The organism is Algibacter sp. R77976 (assembly GCF_044594645.1).
Classification (GTDB): Bacteria; Bacteroidota; Bacteroidia; order Flavobacteriales; family Flavobacteriaceae; genus Algibacter_B.
Genome location: NZ_CP138989.1, coordinates 1,753,610 through 1,769,642, shown reverse-complemented (window position 1 = coordinate 1,769,642; position 16,033 = coordinate 1,753,610). Strand labels below are relative to the sequence as shown.

Here is a 16,033-nt window from a genome sequence, read left to right as displayed (position 1 = left end):
AACGTAGTTTTGCTTAAACTCACCGTTATAGACTAAGCATATTATGAACGTTAAAGGCGTGCTCTTAATCTTTTTTATTTCAACTGTTTCATTCAGCCAGAATGAAACAGTTGCTGCAGATAATCTAGCACTCACCACAGATTTCATCTTAGGCAAATTTGATTATAAAAATCATGAATTGTTTACTCTAGTAAATCCTAAATACACGTCTAAAACAATTTATTTAAACAAAGACGTTTATTCAGCATTTTTAAATATGCATTATCAAGCTGAAAAAGATGGTATCTCTTTAAAAATAATTTCTGGAACTAGAAATTTTGAAGAACAGAAAGCTATTTGGGAACGAAAATGGAAAAAATACAACAACTTAAACCCTATTGACAGAGCAATTAAAATTCTAGAATACAGTTCGATGCCTTCAACATCCAGACACCATTGGGGAACAGATATGGATTTAAATAGTTTTACAAATTCTTATTTTGACCATGGCAGAGGCAAGTTAGAATACCAATGGCTTTTAGAAAACGCAAATAAGCATGGGTTTTATCAAGTTTACACTAATAAAGACAACGGAAGAACAGATTACAAACTAGAACGCTGGCATTGGTCTTATATGCCCTTAGCAAACACATATCTTGACTATTATAATAATTGTGTTGATTATTCCGATTTAAATAATTTTAAAGGATCTGAATTAGCTAAAGAATTAAATATTATTGATTGTTATGTACACGGCATTTCTAATAAGGCTAAAACATTTATTCTAAACTAAGTATCATGAAAATTGTTATTCACCTAACTTGTTTCCCAAACCTAGCTCATTTTGTGGCCATGGTAAAAGCAGGCGAAGTTACTTTTGAAATGGATGACAATTTCTTAAAACAAACCTACAGAAATCGCACTTACATTTATGGTGCTAATGGGAAACTTGGCTTAAATATTCCTGTGATTCATTCTCAAAAGAATCGTCAAAAATATAGAGATGTCAAAATTTTTAATGAAGACAATTGGCAAAGCCTTCATTGGAAATCATTGCTTTCAGCTTATCGCACCTCTCCTTTTTTCGAATATTATGAAGATGAACTTCAACACCTATTTACTGAAAAAGTTGATTTTCTTTTAGACTTTAATTTGAAATGTTTTGAAGTGATTTGTGAGTGTTTACAATTAGAATTAAATATATCGAAAACAGAAACTTACCAAAAAGCTTTTAATGACAAAACAGATTTCAGACACTTAGTAAATGCAAAAAAAGAACCTATTTATACTTTTGAAAACTATACTCAAGTATTTAACACCAAACATGGCTTTATTCAAAACTTAAGTGTTCTAGATTTACTTTTCAATGAAGGCCCTAATGCGTTAAACTATTTAGAATCTCAAACTATATCACTACTTTAATGATACAAACTTTTGCACATTATGGGTCTCATTTTTTATTACCTCTCGCTGTCGCATTATTGTTTTTCAAAACCAATTGGAAGTATGCTTACCTAGTTATGATAGCTGGTATGCTGATTGATTTAGATCATTTATTAGCAACGCCAATTTTTGACCCTAACCGGTGCAGCATTGGTTTTCACCCTTTACATTCCAGTTTTGCTATTTTGTTTTATATATTTTTGTGTATCCCTAAAAAGTCAAGATTAGTTGGATTGGGATTGGTGATTCATATTATTTCTGATGCTGTAGATTGCTCTTTAATGTAACAATAAGTTTATTGCTCTAAACTTAGCGTAGTCATAATCGGATAATGGTCTGAATAATGATTATCAAAAGCTTTAAAACCATTCACATTAAAAGCTTTATCTGCAAAAATAAAATCGATTCTAATAGGGAAAAATTTAAAATCGTAAGAGCGGCCAAAACCATTACCGGCCTCTTTAAAAGTATCGTATAGATCGCCTTTTATTTGTCTGTATACATACGAAAAAGCAGTATTATTAAAATCACCACAAATCACCATCTTATATTTACATTGTTTCTTATGCATTAAAAACAATTCTGTTTGAAATTGTTGCATTTTAAATGTAGTTCCTATGCGTTTAAACAAACGCTCAGAATCTTCTGTTTTAAGGTTTTCAACCTTAGTATCAATTCGCATCGATTCCAAGTGAATATTATAAAACCGTATAGTATCTTTTCCTTTTACAACATCAGCGAAAATGGCATTATTAGCAGTATCTGGAAACTCAACAGAACCAGAGTTTACAATAGGGAATTTCGAAAAAATCGCTTGTCCGTATTTTGTTTTCTTACCAGAAAGCTTCTCGAACTTATATTTAAAAAAAGATAAATCTATATTTTTATGAGGGTGATATTCTTGAACACTTAAAACATCAGGCGATTCTTTTTTTAAAAAATCAATAATTTTAGTTTCAACACCTTTTTCTGGAATCCATTTGTAAAGATTAAAAAGCCTCACATTATAGTTCATGACTTTTATATTATGGGGACTATCTACTTTTGTTGAAGATGTAAATTTATACAATGAACCAAACGAAAAATAGCCAATTAACAAGACTACCAAAGACAACATAAACTGCTTTCTAAATCGGAATACCCAATACAAAAAGAAAAAAACATTTATAATAATTAAAAAAGATACACCTAAATTTACAACAGCTAGAATTGAGAATGTTTTTGGAGGTAAAAAAGGTAAAACGAAAGACAGCAAAAGCAATACAGCAACAACCACATTTATAAAATAAATGATTTTATTTATAAAGCTTAGTTTTTTCATTGAAATAATGCTAGATGGCCGTTGACTGTTGACCGATGTTTTATTTTAAGTTATTTTTGAAAGCTATCATCATATTCATCAAGTGAAATGATTCATCATAATATTTTTGAAATTGTTCCTCTGAAATATACCCCCTTCTAATAGCTTTATGCAAACATGTCACAACTTCAGCTAAAGAACGAATTGAATACCCTAAAAATTTAGTTTGTTCAGGGTTTGATTGACCAATAGAACCTTCAGAAATATTTAAAGCAACTGAGTCTACAGCTCTCAGTAACTGAGACGATAAATTATATAATTCTTTTTTAGGAAAATCATCAATCATCAAATTTATATCTTCTCCAAGATTCATAGATTTTTGCCATATAAGGAGTTTTTCAAACTTAAATTTACTCATACATTCATCAAAATTTAACGTCAGTAGGTCTTCTGTCATAAATCTTCTGTCATTTAATTCACTTCCCTGCTCTAAATAAGAATTCTTTTTCCTCTGAAGTTAAACTATCATAACCGCTTTTACTAATCTTATCTAAGATAATATCAATTTTCTTTTGATTATTAAACTCATTAAAATCGGCTTTAGTATAGCCACCAACTTTACTTTTATTTTTATGAACTGTTTTCAATGGTCCTTTTTTTGACGGCTTAAACATATTAGTAATACTATCTGCAAGTTTTTCAAATCCTTTACCAATATCATTACCTTTTACTAATTGTTTCGCATAAACATACCCTAAAAGGGCACCACCTAAATGTGCTAAATTACCACCTGCATTTCCTGTTTCGGGATTAGCAATTCCGGAAAACACACCAATAATATCAAGAACAACAATAGCTGCTCCAACATACCATAGTTTTAAATTAAATGTAAAAAAACGAATCTCTTGGTTAGGCATATAAGCACATAAAAAAATCAATAAAGCCCTTACTGCACCAGAAGCTCCTAACAGCCTTGAATTCCCGCCAAAAACACTCGGTAATAACGAATAGCATAGCATATACAATAAACCTCCAGAAATGGCTCCGAGAAAATAGATGTTTAATGCCATTTTAGGGCTGAATAAATTTATAAACATGCGTCCTAAAAAGTACAACCAAAGCATATTAAACAATATATGCAGAGGGTCATAATGAATAAACGCATACGTAATAATGCTCCAAGGTTTAATAATAAATTTTGAAAAACTACTTGGCAATTCAAACCAAAGGAACTCCATTCTTAAGATTAAAGCCAATAGAAAAATCACAACATTAACGGCTATAATTTTTTCTAGCACATTAAGGTTAGAAAGCTTCTTTTTTATGTCTTGAGTAAGTGTTGTCATTAATTCCAGCGGTTTCTATTAAACTGTGTTTTCTTCCAATACCACATAATTAAAAAACCTGTTACCGCACCACCTACATGAGCCATATAAGCCGTATTACTAGGACTAAAGAACGATTGCCCAGTTAAACCTGAAATTAAATCTAAAATAATAATACCAGGAATAAAGTACTTTGCTTTTATTGGAATAGGTAAAAATATCATCATTAATTTGGCTTCAGGATTCATCATACCAAAAGCAGCCATAACCCCCATAATACAACCTGATGCTCCTACCATTGTTGCTAATGTAACCTTATTCATTTCAAATAATGAGCCAAAAGTAGCTGCATCAATTTGTGGTCCAGAATAATTACTGTCTGTTAATACTTCAATTAATTCCTTTCTAAAAATTTCTGGAACTATATAATTACCATCGACTGAATTTATATTAACAATTGAATGAACCAAATCAGAACTAAGCCCGAGATTAGAGATTCCAAATGAAGCTTGATAATATTGGTAATAATAAAATCCTAATTGAAGTAAAACAGCTCCTAATCCTGCTGAAATATATAAAAACAAAAAACGTTTAGAACCTAGTACCTGTTCTACTGGCGAACCAAACATCCAAAGCGCAAACATATTAAATAAAATGTGCGTAGCACCACCATGCATAAACATATGCGTAATAATTTGCCAAGGCTTGAAAGCATCATTTTGAGGAAAATACATGGCAAACCACTCGTAAAACAGGTTACCGCTCCCAATTGCTAACGTACCAATAAACATAATCACATTAATGATTATCAAATGCTTAACGGTGTCTGAAATTCTCATCATATTTAAATAAATTTTTTATCTAACTCATCAACACTCATCGTAATAAATGTTGTTCTGTTAGTTGGAGAAACATTAGGTTCTTTACAGGCAAATAGCTTATTTACCAAATGTTCTTGTTCATCTTTTTGTAACGACTGCCCTGTTTTTATAGCTAAACTCTTTGCCATCGATTTTGCTAATAAATCGGAAGCACTAAAATGGCTATCTGGAACTTCGTTTTCAACATCGCTTATTAACTGTTCTAAAATAATAGAAACTTCACTCTCTGGTACTTCTACAGGAACACCTGTAATCTCAACCAATTCTTCTTTAACGCTAGAAAACACAAAACCCGTATGTTCTAACCCATCTTTTAACTGATTAATAATCGCTATATCTTGAGGTGAAAAATGAAGTTGTAGTGGGAATAATAATTGCTGACTTGCTGCCTCTTTAATCGTTAAATTCTTAAGAAAATCTTCATACAACACACGTTGGTGTGCACGATGCTGATCGATTACCAACATCCCAGATTTTATAGAACTTACAATATACTTTTTATGAAGTTGATAGGTTGTGTGGGTTTTCTCTACTTGTTTATCATCATCAAAAATGGACGCTGTATGTTCTTCACTTTCAAACTGAACTTCTGTAAAATCAGATTTTGAATCATTGCCTTTAGATTCCAAACCAACATATAAACTTTCCCAACTTGTAGTTGGTTCTTTTTTATAAGCTACTGCTCTAGCCTTAGACGCTGTTTCTTCTTTAAACGGATTAAAACTTCTATCTACCTCAACTTTTGGCGCATTAGAGTCGTTATTTTTATAACTATATGGCGTATCTAAATTAGGGTCACGCTCAAAATCTAGTACTGGTGCAATATTAAACTGACCTAAACTATGTTTTACAGCAGAACGTAATAAAGCATAAAGTGTATGCTCATCATCAAACTTAATCTCTGTTTTAGTTGGATGAATATTAATATCTATAGTTTGCGGATCGACCGTTAAGTTTAAAAAATAACTAGCATGTGTTCCGTTTTTAAGTAATCCTTCAAAAGCAGAAGCAATAGCATGATTTAAATACGCACTTTTAATAAAACGATCGTTTACAAAAAAGTACTGCTCACCTCTTGTTTTTTTAGCAAACTCGGGTTTACCAACAAATCCTGAAATTTTCAATACTTCGGTATCTTCTTCAACAGGCACTAATTTCTCATTGGTTTTATTACCAAATATATTTACAATACGTTGTCTGTAATTACTAATAGGCAGGTTAAAACTTTCGCTTCCATTATTATATAAAGCAAAACTGATACTAGGATGTGCTAATGCGACACGATGAAACTCATCGATAACATGACGCAATTCTACAGTATCCGATTTTAAAAAATTTCGTCTGGCTGGAATATTAAAAAAGAGGTTTTTAACAGAAACCGACGTTCCTGTAGGTGTAACTACAACATCTTGAGATACCACATTACTCCCTTCAATAACCAAACAATTACCAACATCGTCGGCGTCTTGTTTTGTTTTTAGCTCCACATGTGCAATAGCAGCTATACTTGCTAAAGCTTCACCACGAAAACCTTTAGTGTGCAATTGAAATAAATCTTCGGCACTTCTAATTTTTGATGTCGCATGACGCTCAAAACTCAAACGCGCATCGGTATTACTCATGCCCTTACCATTGTCAATAACCTGAACAAGGGTTTTTCCAGCGTCTTTTATAATAAGTTTAATGGTATCTGCTCCAGCATCAATCGCATTTTCAAGAAGCTCTTTTACTACAGAAGCTGGACGTTGTACAACTTCTCCAGCGGCAATTTGATTTGCTACATGATCGGGTAAAAGCTGTATAATGTCTGCCATATATTATTTTGGTAAAAATATAGATAAATCGAAATCGATGATAAACAAAAACACTAATACAAGCACAGCAACAATAATTAAAATACGTTTGTTTGCCTCATTATCTGGATTACTTTTTAAGTCATCAAAAGCATCGTTAAACTTGCCTTTTATGCCTTTATTTGGCCCAACTGTTTTTCTAAATTCATCAAACTTATGTTTAATTTCAAACGGATTGCCTTCACCTTTATCATCGTAAGTACGAGGTGTGTAACTAAATTTTTTGTTTTTGCGCAGTTTTAAAATTCCCATGATTTCTAAGTGTTTTTTGATTCTACATGTATTTTTTTTCTAATAAATACATACAAATCAATAATAATACCAAAACAAAAATTAACACTTTCATAGACATGGCACCTCGTGTTTTAACTTTTGTGCCTGAGCTTTGTTTCCATTTTGAAACAAAATCTTTGGTATTAGAATTATTATCAGAACTAGAGTCTGTTTGACTTTCCTTAGAAAATCTTGGTTGATAATTAAAGGTTTTATGTTTGCGTTGTTTAAACAAAATCTAGTTTTTACACCAATTAAATTTTAAATTCAATTAGTATGGCTCGTCATTCAAAAATACTTAAAAGTAGGCAGAAAGAGAAAGTTTAAGTGCCAAAAAATGTTAAGATGATAACGAGAAGATATAAGAACAGGACAGATACTAAACCTACTTATTCTCTCTAAGTTCGGCCATTTTAATTGCAGCAATAGCAGCTTCTGTACCTTTATTACCGTGTTTTCCTCCAGAACGATCAATAGATTGCTGTATATTATTATCTGTTAACACACAGAAAATTACTGGTGTTTCTCGCATAACGTTTAAGTCTTTTATACCTTGTGTTACACCTTCGCAAACAAAATCGAAATGCTTAGTTTCTCCTTGAATAACGCTACCAATTGCAATAACAGCATTAACCATTTGCTCTTGCATTTTTTTGCAACCATAGATTAACTCGAAACTCCCTGGAACATCCCAACGGATTATATTATTGTCATCCACACCGTTTTCTATTAGCGCATCATAAGCACCTTTATACAAACCTTCTGTGATGGTATCATTCCATTCTGAAACAACAATCCCAAACCGATAATTACTCGCGTTTGGGATTGATGCTTTATCGTAATCTGATAAATTTTTATTTTCAGTAGCCATAAATTGCAGCTATTATTTACTTGCTAATACCTGTGCCTTACCAATAAACACATCTACTTGCGACGCTTCGGTAGAGTTTGCATAATCCGCTTTTATTCTTTCAAAATATGCTAAAGCTTTATCTGCTTTTCCTAAATCTAAAGCAATTGTTCCTGCTTTAAATAAATACATAGGGGTTGTAAACTCATTATCACGCATTTCGGCAGCTTGCTCGTAATACCCTAAAGCATCTTCTGTTTGGTTTAATTGCACAAATGCATCACCTATATTTCCTTTAGCTAAAGGCGCTAAAATCTCATCATTACTTTTAAAATCACTTAAATGCTCAACAGCCTTTTTGTAATCTTTTAATCTTAAATAAGCTGTACCAGCATAGTAGCTTGCTAAGTTTGCAGAAGGTGTACCGCTGTACTCTTCTATAATATCTAACATACCAAACTTACCTTCGCCACCGTTTAAGGCTAAGTTATAAAGCGAATCTTTTGCTGCTCCAGTAACTGCTTGATCAAAATATTTTTGAGCTTGAAACATATCGTTCATAGCTGATTGTTGTTTTGGTTTAGCTACATATTCTTTATATGCTAAAGACCCTAAAACCACTACTGCAACAAGACCAATGATGATAAAAATATACTTTTGGTTTTTTGCTACAAAGTCTTCTGTTTTAGAAGCTGTTTCATCAAGTGTGTTAAAAACCTCTGCCGTTGTAGAACCTTCTTCAATGTTCTGCTGCTTTTCTACTTCTGTTTTTGGTTTATATCCTCTTTTCTTATAAGTTGCCATGATATGCTATCTAAAATTATTGTCGCGCAAAAATATAATTTTTCTATAGATTTAAAAGCCTATTTATTTGATATTTTTCAATAATTTGCACTTCTTTTTAAGAGTTTGCACAATAAGTTGCGTTTTTTATGATTTTAAAATCACTTTCATTACTTAATTATAAGAACTTCGATAGTAAATCGTTCATTTTCAATGATAAGATAAATTGTATTGTTGGAAACAATGGTATTGGTAAAACAAATGTGCTCGATGCCATTTACCATCTATCATTCGGAAAAAGCTACTTTAATCCAGTTGCAACCCAAAATATTAAGCATGAAGAGGACTTTTTTGTGATAAATGGCGACTATGATAAAGAAGAAAAAACCGAAAAAGTTGCTATTAGTTTAAAGCTCGGACAAAAAAAAGTAATTAAACGTAACGGCAAAGCTTACGAGAAATTTAGTGAGCATATTGGTTTTTTACCTTTAGTTATAATTTCGCCTGCCGATAGAGATTTAATTATTGAAGGCAGCACTACCCGGCGTAAATTTATTGATTCTGTGATTTCGCAAAGTGATAAAAGTTATTTAAATCACTTAATTAACTACAACAAAATATTAGCGCAACGTAATGCTTTACTAAAGTATTTTGCGCTTAACCATACGTTTAACAACGATACTTTAGAGGTTTACAACAACCAACTTACAGATTACGGCACCAAGATTTTTGAAAAACGCGATGCTTTTTTAAAAGAGTTTATTCCTATTTTTAAATTACGCTACGAAGCTATTAGTAATGGCAACGAACAGGTAGATTTGGTTTATAGCAGTCATTTATTTGAAGGTGATTTAAACACACTTTTAAAAGCTTCGGTTAATAAGGATAAGGCATTGCAATACACAAGTGTTGGCATTCATAAAGACGATTTACATTTTAATATTGAAGGCCATCCCATTAAGAAATTTGGAAGTCAAGGACAGCAAAAATCGTTTTTAATTGCTTTGAAATTAGCCCAGTTTGATTTTATAAAAGCGCAAAGCGGCGTGAACCCTATTTTACTATTGGATGATATTTTTGATAAGTTAGATGAACAACGTGTAGCACAAATTATTAAATTAGTTGATGATGAGAATTTCGGACAATTATTTATTAGCGACACACATGCTGAGCGTACTGAAAATGCTGTGAAGCAGATACACCAGAGTTATGAGGTTTTTAGGTTGTAAAAGCTTTTTACCCCATTACTATTTCCGCTCTATGTGGCTTGACTTTGTAAAAAAAATCAGCTACCTAAGAACTGAGTTAAAAACCAAATAGTTTTAAGATAATTTTGAAACAAAATTACTATCATAAGGCAAACCACTCTTTGCTATTGCAAAAGCTTGTTTTAATAATTTGTTAGCAACCGCTATCATTGCTAGTTTTTTACTTTTTCCTTTTAAAACCAGTCTGTCAAAAATTGCTTTACATGCTTTATTGTATCTACATGCTGAAAATGCTGATAAAAACAACAACCTTCTAAGTTTTTTATTTCCTACTTTACTTATCCTACTTTTCCCCCTAACACTACTTCCAGATTGCCTTATAATTGGTGTTATACCAGCATAACTGCATAATTGAGAAGCTGTTTCAAATTTACTAAACCCATTTGTGACAACCACTAAAAACAAAGCCGTTTTAAGACCAATACCTGGTATGGTTTGTAGTAATGTTAATTGTTCTTGCTGTTCTTGCTTTACCAATTCCAAAAGTCTAGTTTCTATAACTTGAATCTCTTTTTGTAAATGCTTTAAGTTTCTGTTTAGTGATTTATAAACAGTCTTGGATGGAATACCTAAAACTTTTTCTCCATGAATTTTATTCTTTGTTGATGTACTCTGTTTTACATAAATATCCAATAATTGATATAACTGCAAACACTCACTCTGCACATCCGTTAAGGCATTATAAAGGGGGACTTCATTAATTGTCGCATAGTCAAAAATATAGCGAGCATCGCTTTTATCTGTCTTTATTTTTGCTAACTTCATCTGTATAAAACGTTTTACAGACAAAGGGTTAACTACTGAAACCAATACACCTTGATGATGTAAAAATTGTGCTAAACGGTAATGATAATAACCCGTAGCTTCCATTACCACTAAGGCTTCTTTGGATAAAATCTTTAATAGTTTTTTAAAGACTTTTTCTTCATTCTTAAATTGAACGTATCCGTCTGCTTTAAAATAAACATCAAAAACACTTTTACTAATGTCTATGCCATAAATTTTTTTATCTTTATTCATAAGAATTGTGTTTTGGAAAGAACAGAAGCTACTTACATTTCAACAACTTAAAATCGAGATCTAGGTCTCACAGAACTGAACGAAGTTTAAGTAGTAAAAGAGAAGGGATTATCAAAGCTATCGAGATCAAAGTCTCACCGTTTAACTTAATCTTATTCTTCTCTTTTGTTCTTTCTGATTAATACTTAAATTTATTAAAGATAAACTTAAGTCGTTTAACAATCGATAAAGTTCATTACGGAACTTTATCTTTGCGTTGGCAACAAGCTGAAAAATGAATAAAAACTTGAAGTTCAAATTAATTGTCATTATTTCCATCTGCTGGATTTTTAAATCGAATGCACAGATTACCTTATCACATAATGTCGGCAATAAACCAATAGATACTGGGATGTTCTCCTGTGAAGGCGATGAAACCTGGATGCGTATTTTTGATCTCGCAGATTTTGGTATTGGTCCTAATGAAGAGTTTGCCATTACCTCTGGGCAAATAGCATTATCAGAATCCAATACTGGTGCCAACCTGCAATATCGCTTTTATAGTATTGGTCAAGAATTTCCAAATTACCCGTATTCCTTATACCCTACAAACTTACTTGGCTCACGTGGTATTGGTGAGGCACCTAGCATAAGTGGTGTACCTGAGATCGTACAAACCGATTTTGACGAACCAGTTATTATCCCAGCAGGTACCGAAAAGATACTGGTGGCCGTAGAAAAGTATTGGGGCATCTACGAGGATACGTCTTCTGTAGTTAAGATTGCTGGTACACAAGAGGATAATGACGTGTCTTATTACTACGGTTGTGATGAAAGTTATAGTTTAATACCCACCACAGAATTGCGCAACCCACAGCCCAATGCCAATTTCTTTATTAATGTTACTGGTGAAGCCTATGATGTGTTTAGCAATGGCCCTGTGACACGATTATCACATAATACCTGTGGTGATATTATAAGGACTAATATTTTCTCCTGCTCCTCCTCTTATTTGTACTGGTCGAGAACTTTTACTTTGGCAGATTTTGGGATATCACAGAATGAGGAGTATTTGATAACAAAAGGTCAGGTGGCCGTGAGCGGTGTTGGTTGGTTACCAGAAATTAGCTTTAGAGTTTATGAAATAGACGAGAATTTCCCAGCGTCTTTCTCGGAAGATAATTTAATAGGTAGTAGTCAGTATCAGCAACTCAGTACTGCTATTACTAATCAGCCAGAAGTGGTGGAAGTTGAATTTGACACGCCTATAACGGTACCTGCTGGTGTGGAGCGTATCCTAGTCGAAGTGCATAAAGGGATTATTTATGGTTCTGCCAACGCCTTTATTGGTGGTTCAACAGTAGACAATGATGTCTCTTGGCAACGTGGTTGTATTGTTAATGCAACACCCGTTAATGGCTTTGTAACCGCAACAGATATGGGTTTTCCTAATTCTAACTTTTATATAAATGTTACTGGTAGTGTGAACCATATGAGCAATACGTATGGGATTTCGGTCACCAATATTTGCTCAGAGTTTTTAAAGGAATTTAGTATAGAAAGTAATCCTAATATAAGTTCGGTAATATGGGATTTTGGCGATCCGGCTTCTGGCCCAAACAATGCCTCTAATGACTTTTCGCCATTTCACGATTTTACAGTGGATGGCACCTATACCATTACAGCTACTGTAACATCCTTAGATGGCAGTTTTGAAGTGCTTACAGAAATGATTGACGTGAATGAGCCACCAAATGCGTATGGGATTAACAACATTTATGCTTGTGAGGATACCTTAAATTCTGGTATTTCCTCAACTTTTGATGTGACAACCATAGAGAATCAAGTGCTTGGTGGCCAAACGGGTAAAACTGTGACCTATATTGATGGTAGTGACAATACCTATGATACTTTGCCCAATCCGTTTACCAATAACATTAGTGGACTAGAAACCATAACGGTACGTGTGGCCAATGAAAATTATCCATGTTGTGCTTCAGAAACCACCTTCGATGTCATTACCTACCCTTTACCAGAGTTACAGCCCGTGCCTGCATTAGCTAGTTGCGACGAAGGCTCTCATGGGTTTTCACAATTTGATCTGTCCGATTTACCTAATGTGATTCTAAATGGGCAACCGGATCTAACACTAGAACTCTTTGACAGCAGTGACAACCTAATTGCACTTAACGACTATAATAACTTTGCGAATGTGTTGGCTAATCAAGATTATGTGACCGTTCGCGCCACAAATACCACAACAAATTGTAGCTCTGAAATGACCATCGATCTATTTGTAAGCGAAAATCCACAGGCAAACACCTTACAGCTCTTAAATGGATGCGATGATAATAATGATGGTATCTCAGAATATTTTGATACCACAACGCTGGAGAGTCAAGTTTTAAATGGCCAAACGGGAATGACTGTAAGCTATTTTGATGCCAACGATACACCGTTACCAAGTCCTTTGCCAAATCCTTATACCAATACTGTTCCCTTCAATGAATCTATAACGGTAAGGGTGTCTAATATAAATTCTACATGTTATGCGGAAACGACTTTACAATTTGAAACTGTAAATCAGCCAAACATCAATCAACCAGATAATTTATATGCATGCAATCAAGGCGATGGATTTGCCCAATTTGACACCTCTAATATCGAACAACAGCTTATTGGTAATCAAACAGGTTTAATCGTAGCATACTTTGATTCTGAAAACAACTTATTGCCTAGTCCTTTGCCTACACTATTTAAGAATACCGGGCCTTATTCCCAAACCATAAGTGTCCGTGTTGAGGATAGTGCGAATCCGCTTTGTTATTCAGAAACGTCTTTTGATTTAATTGTGAATGCATTACCAGAAATTATATTGGAAGACCAGTACTTCATCTGTAATTTGGATCCTTCGATTAATTTAAATATTGCTTCCGGTTATGATGCTTATAACTGGGTTTTTGAAGATGGTACTTCCATTTCAATTACGAGCAGTGCCGAAATTATTGAGGAAGGTGATTATGAAGTTACGGTTACCGAAATCAGCAATGGGATTAGCTGTACATCTTCATTTAATTTTAGCCTGGTACGTTCTGTATTGCCAGAAATACAAAGCGTCAATTTTGGAGAACTGGGTAATAATTTTATTGAAATCATAGCATCAGGGAATGGTGATTTTGAGTATTCTATTGATGGACAATATTTCCAAGATTCCAATTATTTCCCGAATATTCAAGGTGGTATTTATACGGTTACCGTAAGAGATAAAGATGGTTGTGGACAAGATCGGGAAGAAGTTACACTAATTGATTACCCAAAATTCTTTACACCAAATGATGATGGATATAACGATTTTTGGCAGATTAAAGGTATAGTCAATTTTCCTAATTCAGAGACCTTAATTTTTGACAGATACGGAAAACTATTGGCTAGAATAAAATCAAATGATTTAGGTTGGAATGGACTTTGCAATGGCAAACAAATGATGTCAAACGATTATTGGTTTATAACAGACCTTGGTAATGGCCGAACTTTTTCCGGACATTTTTCTTTGAAAAGATAGAATACCAATTACCAACATTGTATAAAAAGAATAGAGGTTTAGTCGTTAAAACGAATATGAATTTTATAAATCAAATAATAGTAATAAATGGAATGGTAAATACATAAAAATCCGCTACTATTCTTATACGAGACGGTTAAACGAACCTCTCTAAAAATAAATTTAATACGCCCCCGCGCTAGGGATTGAAGTGGAAAGCCCACAGCGAGGCACGAGCGAGGACTTGCAACGAAAAGCCCGACCCTTGTGGTAGCGCCCAAAAATTTTTAATACTTTTACAAAACATATTTTTTCTTATAACCCATTTAATAGAGCCATGGCAAAACGCAACAACGAAAACCTTAGTATTAGCGACGCTTTAAAAGAGTTTGTTGAGACTAATAAGCTTGAAAAAGGCTTAAACAAAGTGAATGTGGCTGATGCTTGGGCTAACCTTATGGGGAATGGCGTAAACAACTACACTACTGCTGTAAATTTGGAGCGCGAAACCCTTTATGTGCAACTTAGTTCTAGCGTGTTAAGAGAGGAATTAAGCTATGGAAAAGAAAAAATAATTAACATGCTTAATGAGGAACTGGGCAAAGTTATTATTAAAAAACTGGTTTTAAGATAATTACAGATTTTACGCACCTGTAAATTTTTTAATAAAAAGTTAAAAGATATTATTTTTTATATTACCTTTGGAACTTAATATTTATAATACAAATACAATGAGTAAAGGTACCGTAAAATTTTTCAATGACTCTAAAGGTTTTGGATTCATCGTTGAAGAAGACAACAACAAAGAACATTTCGTACACATTTCAGGACTTATCGATGAAATTCGTGAAGGTGACGTAGTAGAATTCGATCTTCAAGAAGGAAGAAAAGGATTAAACGCCGTAAACGTAAAAGTAGTCTAACGATATACTTATCAATTACAAGTTAAAAGCCTATCATTTATTTGATAGGCTTTTTTTGTGGCAAAAAGCCCCACCTAGCCTCCCCAAAGGGGAAGAACTAAAAACGCATCACTTTAAAAACTTTCGGAAATTCTTAGACCTATAAAAAAAACTAAACCCTTTTAAAAAAAAATTAGCTATTACTATACCTTAAGAGTAAGCAAGCCCCTCCTTTATGGAAGGATTTAGGATGGGCTTTTTTTATGGCACAGACTTTGCAATCTAGTTATTATTAATAATTAAAATTTAATACAATGAGTAAAGGAACAGTAAAATTCTTCAACGATTCTAAAGGATTCGGATTTATAACAGAAGAAGGTTCAAACACCGAACATTTTGTTCACATTTCTGGATTAATCGATGAGATTCGCGAAGGCGACATCGTAGAGTTTGATTTACAGGAAGGCCGAAAAGGCTTAAATGCCGTAAACGTAAAAGTAGTTTAGTTTAAAAAAAGCAATCTGAGATTTTATTCTCAGATGTTCAAAATAAATTTGTCATTCTCGCGAAAGCGGGAAACTATACTTTTTTAAAACAAAAATCCCCACAACTAAGTTGTGGGGATTTTTTATATTA

General features: G+C 33.2%; 18 protein-coding genes. 8 read left to right on the top strand and 10 right to left on the bottom strand.

What is annotated here, in order from left to right:
* Window positions 1-43 precede the first annotated feature (43 nt).
* Genes SJY43_RS07710 through SJY43_RS07700 form a run of 3 tightly spaced genes read left to right on the top strand, consistent with a single transcriptional unit; the run spans window position 44 to window position 1,709 of the window.
* Complete coding sequence (locus SJY43_RS07710; protein WP_396603254.1) at window positions 44-772, top strand: M15 family metallopeptidase; 729 nt, start codon at window positions 44-46, stop codon at window positions 770-772.
* A 5-nt stretch (window positions 773-777) separates the two neighbouring features.
* A complete protein-coding gene (locus tag SJY43_RS07705; RefSeq protein ID WP_396603253.1) occupies window positions 778-1,401 on the top strand; it encodes a WbqC family protein in 624 nt (207 codons plus the stop codon).
* Window positions 1,401-1,709 carry a DUF6122 family protein gene (locus tag SJY43_RS07700; RefSeq protein ID WP_396603252.1) on the top strand — a complete coding sequence of 103 codons (309 nt, stop codon included), beginning with the start codon at window positions 1,401-1,403 and terminating at the stop codon, window positions 1,707-1,709. Before SJY43_RS07705 ends, SJY43_RS07700 begins: the two co-directional genes overlap by 1 nt.
* Window positions 1,710-1,717: 8 nt before the next feature.
* On the opposite strand, the gene SJY43_RS07695 is transcribed toward SJY43_RS07700, so the two are convergent.
* From SJY43_RS07695 to SJY43_RS07655, 9 genes are all read right to left on the bottom strand, one after another.
* Window positions 1,718-2,743 carry an endonuclease/exonuclease/phosphatase family protein gene (locus SJY43_RS07695; protein WP_396603251.1) on the bottom strand — a complete coding sequence of 342 codons (1,026 nt, stop codon included), beginning with the start codon at window positions 2,741-2,743 and terminating at the stop codon, window positions 1,718-1,720.
* Between the two features lie 40 nt (window positions 2,744-2,783).
* Window positions 2,784-3,179: a four helix bundle protein gene (locus tag SJY43_RS07690; protein ID WP_396603250.1), complete on the bottom strand. Its 396-nt coding sequence runs from the start codon at window positions 3,177-3,179 to the stop codon at window positions 2,784-2,786.
* A gap of 19 nt (window positions 3,180-3,198) precedes the next feature.
* Window positions 3,199-4,068 (bottom strand): rhomboid family intramembrane serine protease, encoded by an 870-nt coding sequence (locus SJY43_RS07685; protein ID WP_396603249.1) that lies wholly within the window; start codon window positions 4,066-4,068, stop codon window positions 3,199-3,201.
* A complete protein-coding gene (locus SJY43_RS07680) occupies window positions 4,068-4,889 on the bottom strand; it encodes a rhomboid family intramembrane serine protease (protein ID WP_396603248.1) in 822 nt (273 codons plus the stop codon). Before SJY43_RS07680 ends, SJY43_RS07685 begins: the two co-directional genes overlap by 1 nt.
* A 2-nt stretch (window positions 4,890-4,891) precedes the next feature.
* Window positions 4,892-6,742: a DNA mismatch repair endonuclease MutL gene (gene mutL / locus SJY43_RS07675; protein ID WP_396603247.1), complete on the bottom strand. Its 1,851-nt coding sequence runs from the start codon at window positions 6,740-6,742 to the stop codon at window positions 4,892-4,894.
* A 3-nt stretch (window positions 6,743-6,745) separates the two neighbouring features.
* Window positions 6,746-7,033, bottom strand: a complete 288-nt coding sequence (locus tag SJY43_RS07670; protein ID WP_396603246.1) for a riboflavin synthase subunit beta — start codon at window positions 7,031-7,033, stop codon at window positions 6,746-6,748.
* 22 nt (window positions 7,034-7,055) lie between these two features.
* Window positions 7,056-7,289, bottom strand: a complete 234-nt coding sequence (locus SJY43_RS07665) for a hypothetical protein (protein ID WP_396603245.1) — start codon at window positions 7,287-7,289, stop codon at window positions 7,056-7,058.
* Window positions 7,290-7,439: 150 nt separating this feature from the next.
* Window positions 7,440-7,925 (bottom strand): 6,7-dimethyl-8-ribityllumazine synthase, encoded by a 486-nt coding sequence (gene ribH, locus SJY43_RS07660; protein ID WP_396603244.1) that lies wholly within the window; start codon window positions 7,923-7,925, stop codon window positions 7,440-7,442.
* Between the two features lie 12 nt (window positions 7,926-7,937).
* A complete protein-coding gene (locus SJY43_RS07655; RefSeq protein WP_396603243.1) occupies window positions 7,938-8,708 on the bottom strand; it encodes a tetratricopeptide repeat protein in 771 nt (256 codons plus the stop codon).
* A gap of 128 nt (window positions 8,709-8,836) precedes the next feature.
* Here SJY43_RS07655 and recF point away from each other — a divergent pair, with 128 nt between their 5' ends.
* Window positions 8,837-9,916 (top strand): DNA replication/repair protein RecF, encoded by a 1,080-nt coding sequence (recF, locus tag SJY43_RS07650; RefSeq protein ID WP_396603242.1) that lies wholly within the window; start codon window positions 8,837-8,839, stop codon window positions 9,914-9,916.
* Between the two features lie 93 nt (window positions 9,917-10,009).
* Here recF and SJY43_RS07645 read toward each other — a convergent pair whose 3' ends face one another.
* On the bottom strand, window positions 10,010-10,975 hold the full coding sequence (locus tag SJY43_RS07645) for an IS110 family transposase (protein WP_396603241.1): 966 nt from the start codon (window positions 10,973-10,975) through the stop codon (window positions 10,010-10,012).
* Between the two features lie 391 nt (window positions 10,976-11,366).
* Between SJY43_RS07645 and SJY43_RS07640 the strand changes: the two genes are divergently transcribed.
* The 4 genes from SJY43_RS07640 to SJY43_RS07625 all read left to right on the top strand — a co-directional run bounded on the left by SJY43_RS07640 (window position 11,367) and on the right by SJY43_RS07625 (window position 15,903).
* Complete coding sequence (locus SJY43_RS07640) at window positions 11,367-14,516, top strand: T9SS type B sorting domain-containing protein (protein WP_396603240.1); 3,150 nt, start codon at window positions 11,367-11,369, stop codon at window positions 14,514-14,516.
* Window positions 14,517-14,832: 316 nt separating this feature from the next.
* Window positions 14,833-15,129 (top strand): DUF721 domain-containing protein, encoded by a 297-nt coding sequence (locus tag SJY43_RS07635; protein ID WP_396603239.1) that lies wholly within the window; start codon window positions 14,833-14,835, stop codon window positions 15,127-15,129.
* A gap of 97 nt (window positions 15,130-15,226) precedes the next feature.
* The gene (locus SJY43_RS07630; protein WP_067150460.1) at window positions 15,227-15,418 is read left to right on the top strand and encodes a cold-shock protein; all 192 of its coding nucleotides are present in this window, start codon (window positions 15,227-15,229) and stop codon (window positions 15,416-15,418) included.
* A gap of 293 nt (window positions 15,419-15,711) precedes the next feature.
* Complete coding sequence (locus tag SJY43_RS07625; protein WP_298339087.1) at window positions 15,712-15,903, top strand: cold-shock protein; 192 nt, start codon at window positions 15,712-15,714, stop codon at window positions 15,901-15,903.
* Window positions 15,904-16,033: the final 130 nt, after the last annotated feature.

What these genes read in the sequence shown, in the direction of transcription:
- SJY43_RS07710 (WP_396603254.1), top strand. Translation starts at nt 44, where the DNA reads ATGAACGTTAAAGGCGTGCTCTTAATCTTTTTTATTTCAACTGTTTCA.
- SJY43_RS07705 (WP_396603253.1), top strand. Translation starts at nt 778, where the DNA reads ATGAAAATTGTTATTCACCTAACTTGTTTCCCAAACCTAGCTCATTTT.
- SJY43_RS07700 (WP_396603252.1), top strand. Translation starts at nt 1,401, where the DNA reads ATGATACAAACTTTTGCACATTATGGGTCTCATTTTTTATTACCTCTC.
- SJY43_RS07695 (WP_396603251.1), bottom strand. Translation starts at nt 2,743, where the DNA reads ATGAAAAAACTAAGCTTTATAAATAAAATCATTTATTTTATAAATGTG.
- SJY43_RS07690 (WP_396603250.1), bottom strand. Translation starts at nt 3,179, where the DNA reads ATGACAGAAGACCTACTGACGTTAAATTTTGATGAATGTATGAGTAAA.
- SJY43_RS07685 (WP_396603249.1), bottom strand. Translation starts at nt 4,068, where the DNA reads ATGACAACACTTACTCAAGACATAAAAAAGAAGCTTTCTAACCTTAAT.
- SJY43_RS07680 (WP_396603248.1), bottom strand. Translation starts at nt 4,889, where the DNA reads ATGATGAGAATTTCAGACACCGTTAAGCATTTGATAATCATTAATGTG.
- mutL (WP_396603247.1), bottom strand. Translation starts at nt 6,742, where the DNA reads ATGGCAGACATTATACAGCTTTTACCCGATCATGTAGCAAATCAAATT.
- SJY43_RS07670 (WP_396603246.1), bottom strand. Translation starts at nt 7,033, where the DNA reads ATGGGAATTTTAAAACTGCGCAAAAACAAAAAATTTAGTTACACACCT.
- ribH (WP_396603244.1), bottom strand. Translation starts at nt 7,925, where the DNA reads ATGGCTACTGAAAATAAAAATTTATCAGATTACGATAAAGCATCAATC.
- SJY43_RS07655 (WP_396603243.1), bottom strand. Translation starts at nt 8,708, where the DNA reads ATGGCAACTTATAAGAAAAGAGGATATAAACCAAAAACAGAAGTAGAA.
- recF (WP_396603242.1), top strand. Translation starts at nt 8,837, where the DNA reads ATGATTTTAAAATCACTTTCATTACTTAATTATAAGAACTTCGATAGT.
- SJY43_RS07645 (WP_396603241.1), bottom strand. Translation starts at nt 10,975, where the DNA reads ATGAATAAAGATAAAAAAATTTATGGCATAGACATTAGTAAAAGTGTT.
- SJY43_RS07640 (WP_396603240.1), top strand. Translation starts at nt 11,367, where the DNA reads ATGTTCTCCTGTGAAGGCGATGAAACCTGGATGCGTATTTTTGATCTC.
- SJY43_RS07635 (WP_396603239.1), top strand. Translation starts at nt 14,833, where the DNA reads ATGGCAAAACGCAACAACGAAAACCTTAGTATTAGCGACGCTTTAAAA.
- SJY43_RS07630 (WP_067150460.1), top strand. Translation starts at nt 15,227, where the DNA reads ATGAGTAAAGGTACCGTAAAATTTTTCAATGACTCTAAAGGTTTTGGA.
- SJY43_RS07625 (WP_298339087.1), top strand. Translation starts at nt 15,712, where the DNA reads ATGAGTAAAGGAACAGTAAAATTCTTCAACGATTCTAAAGGATTCGGA.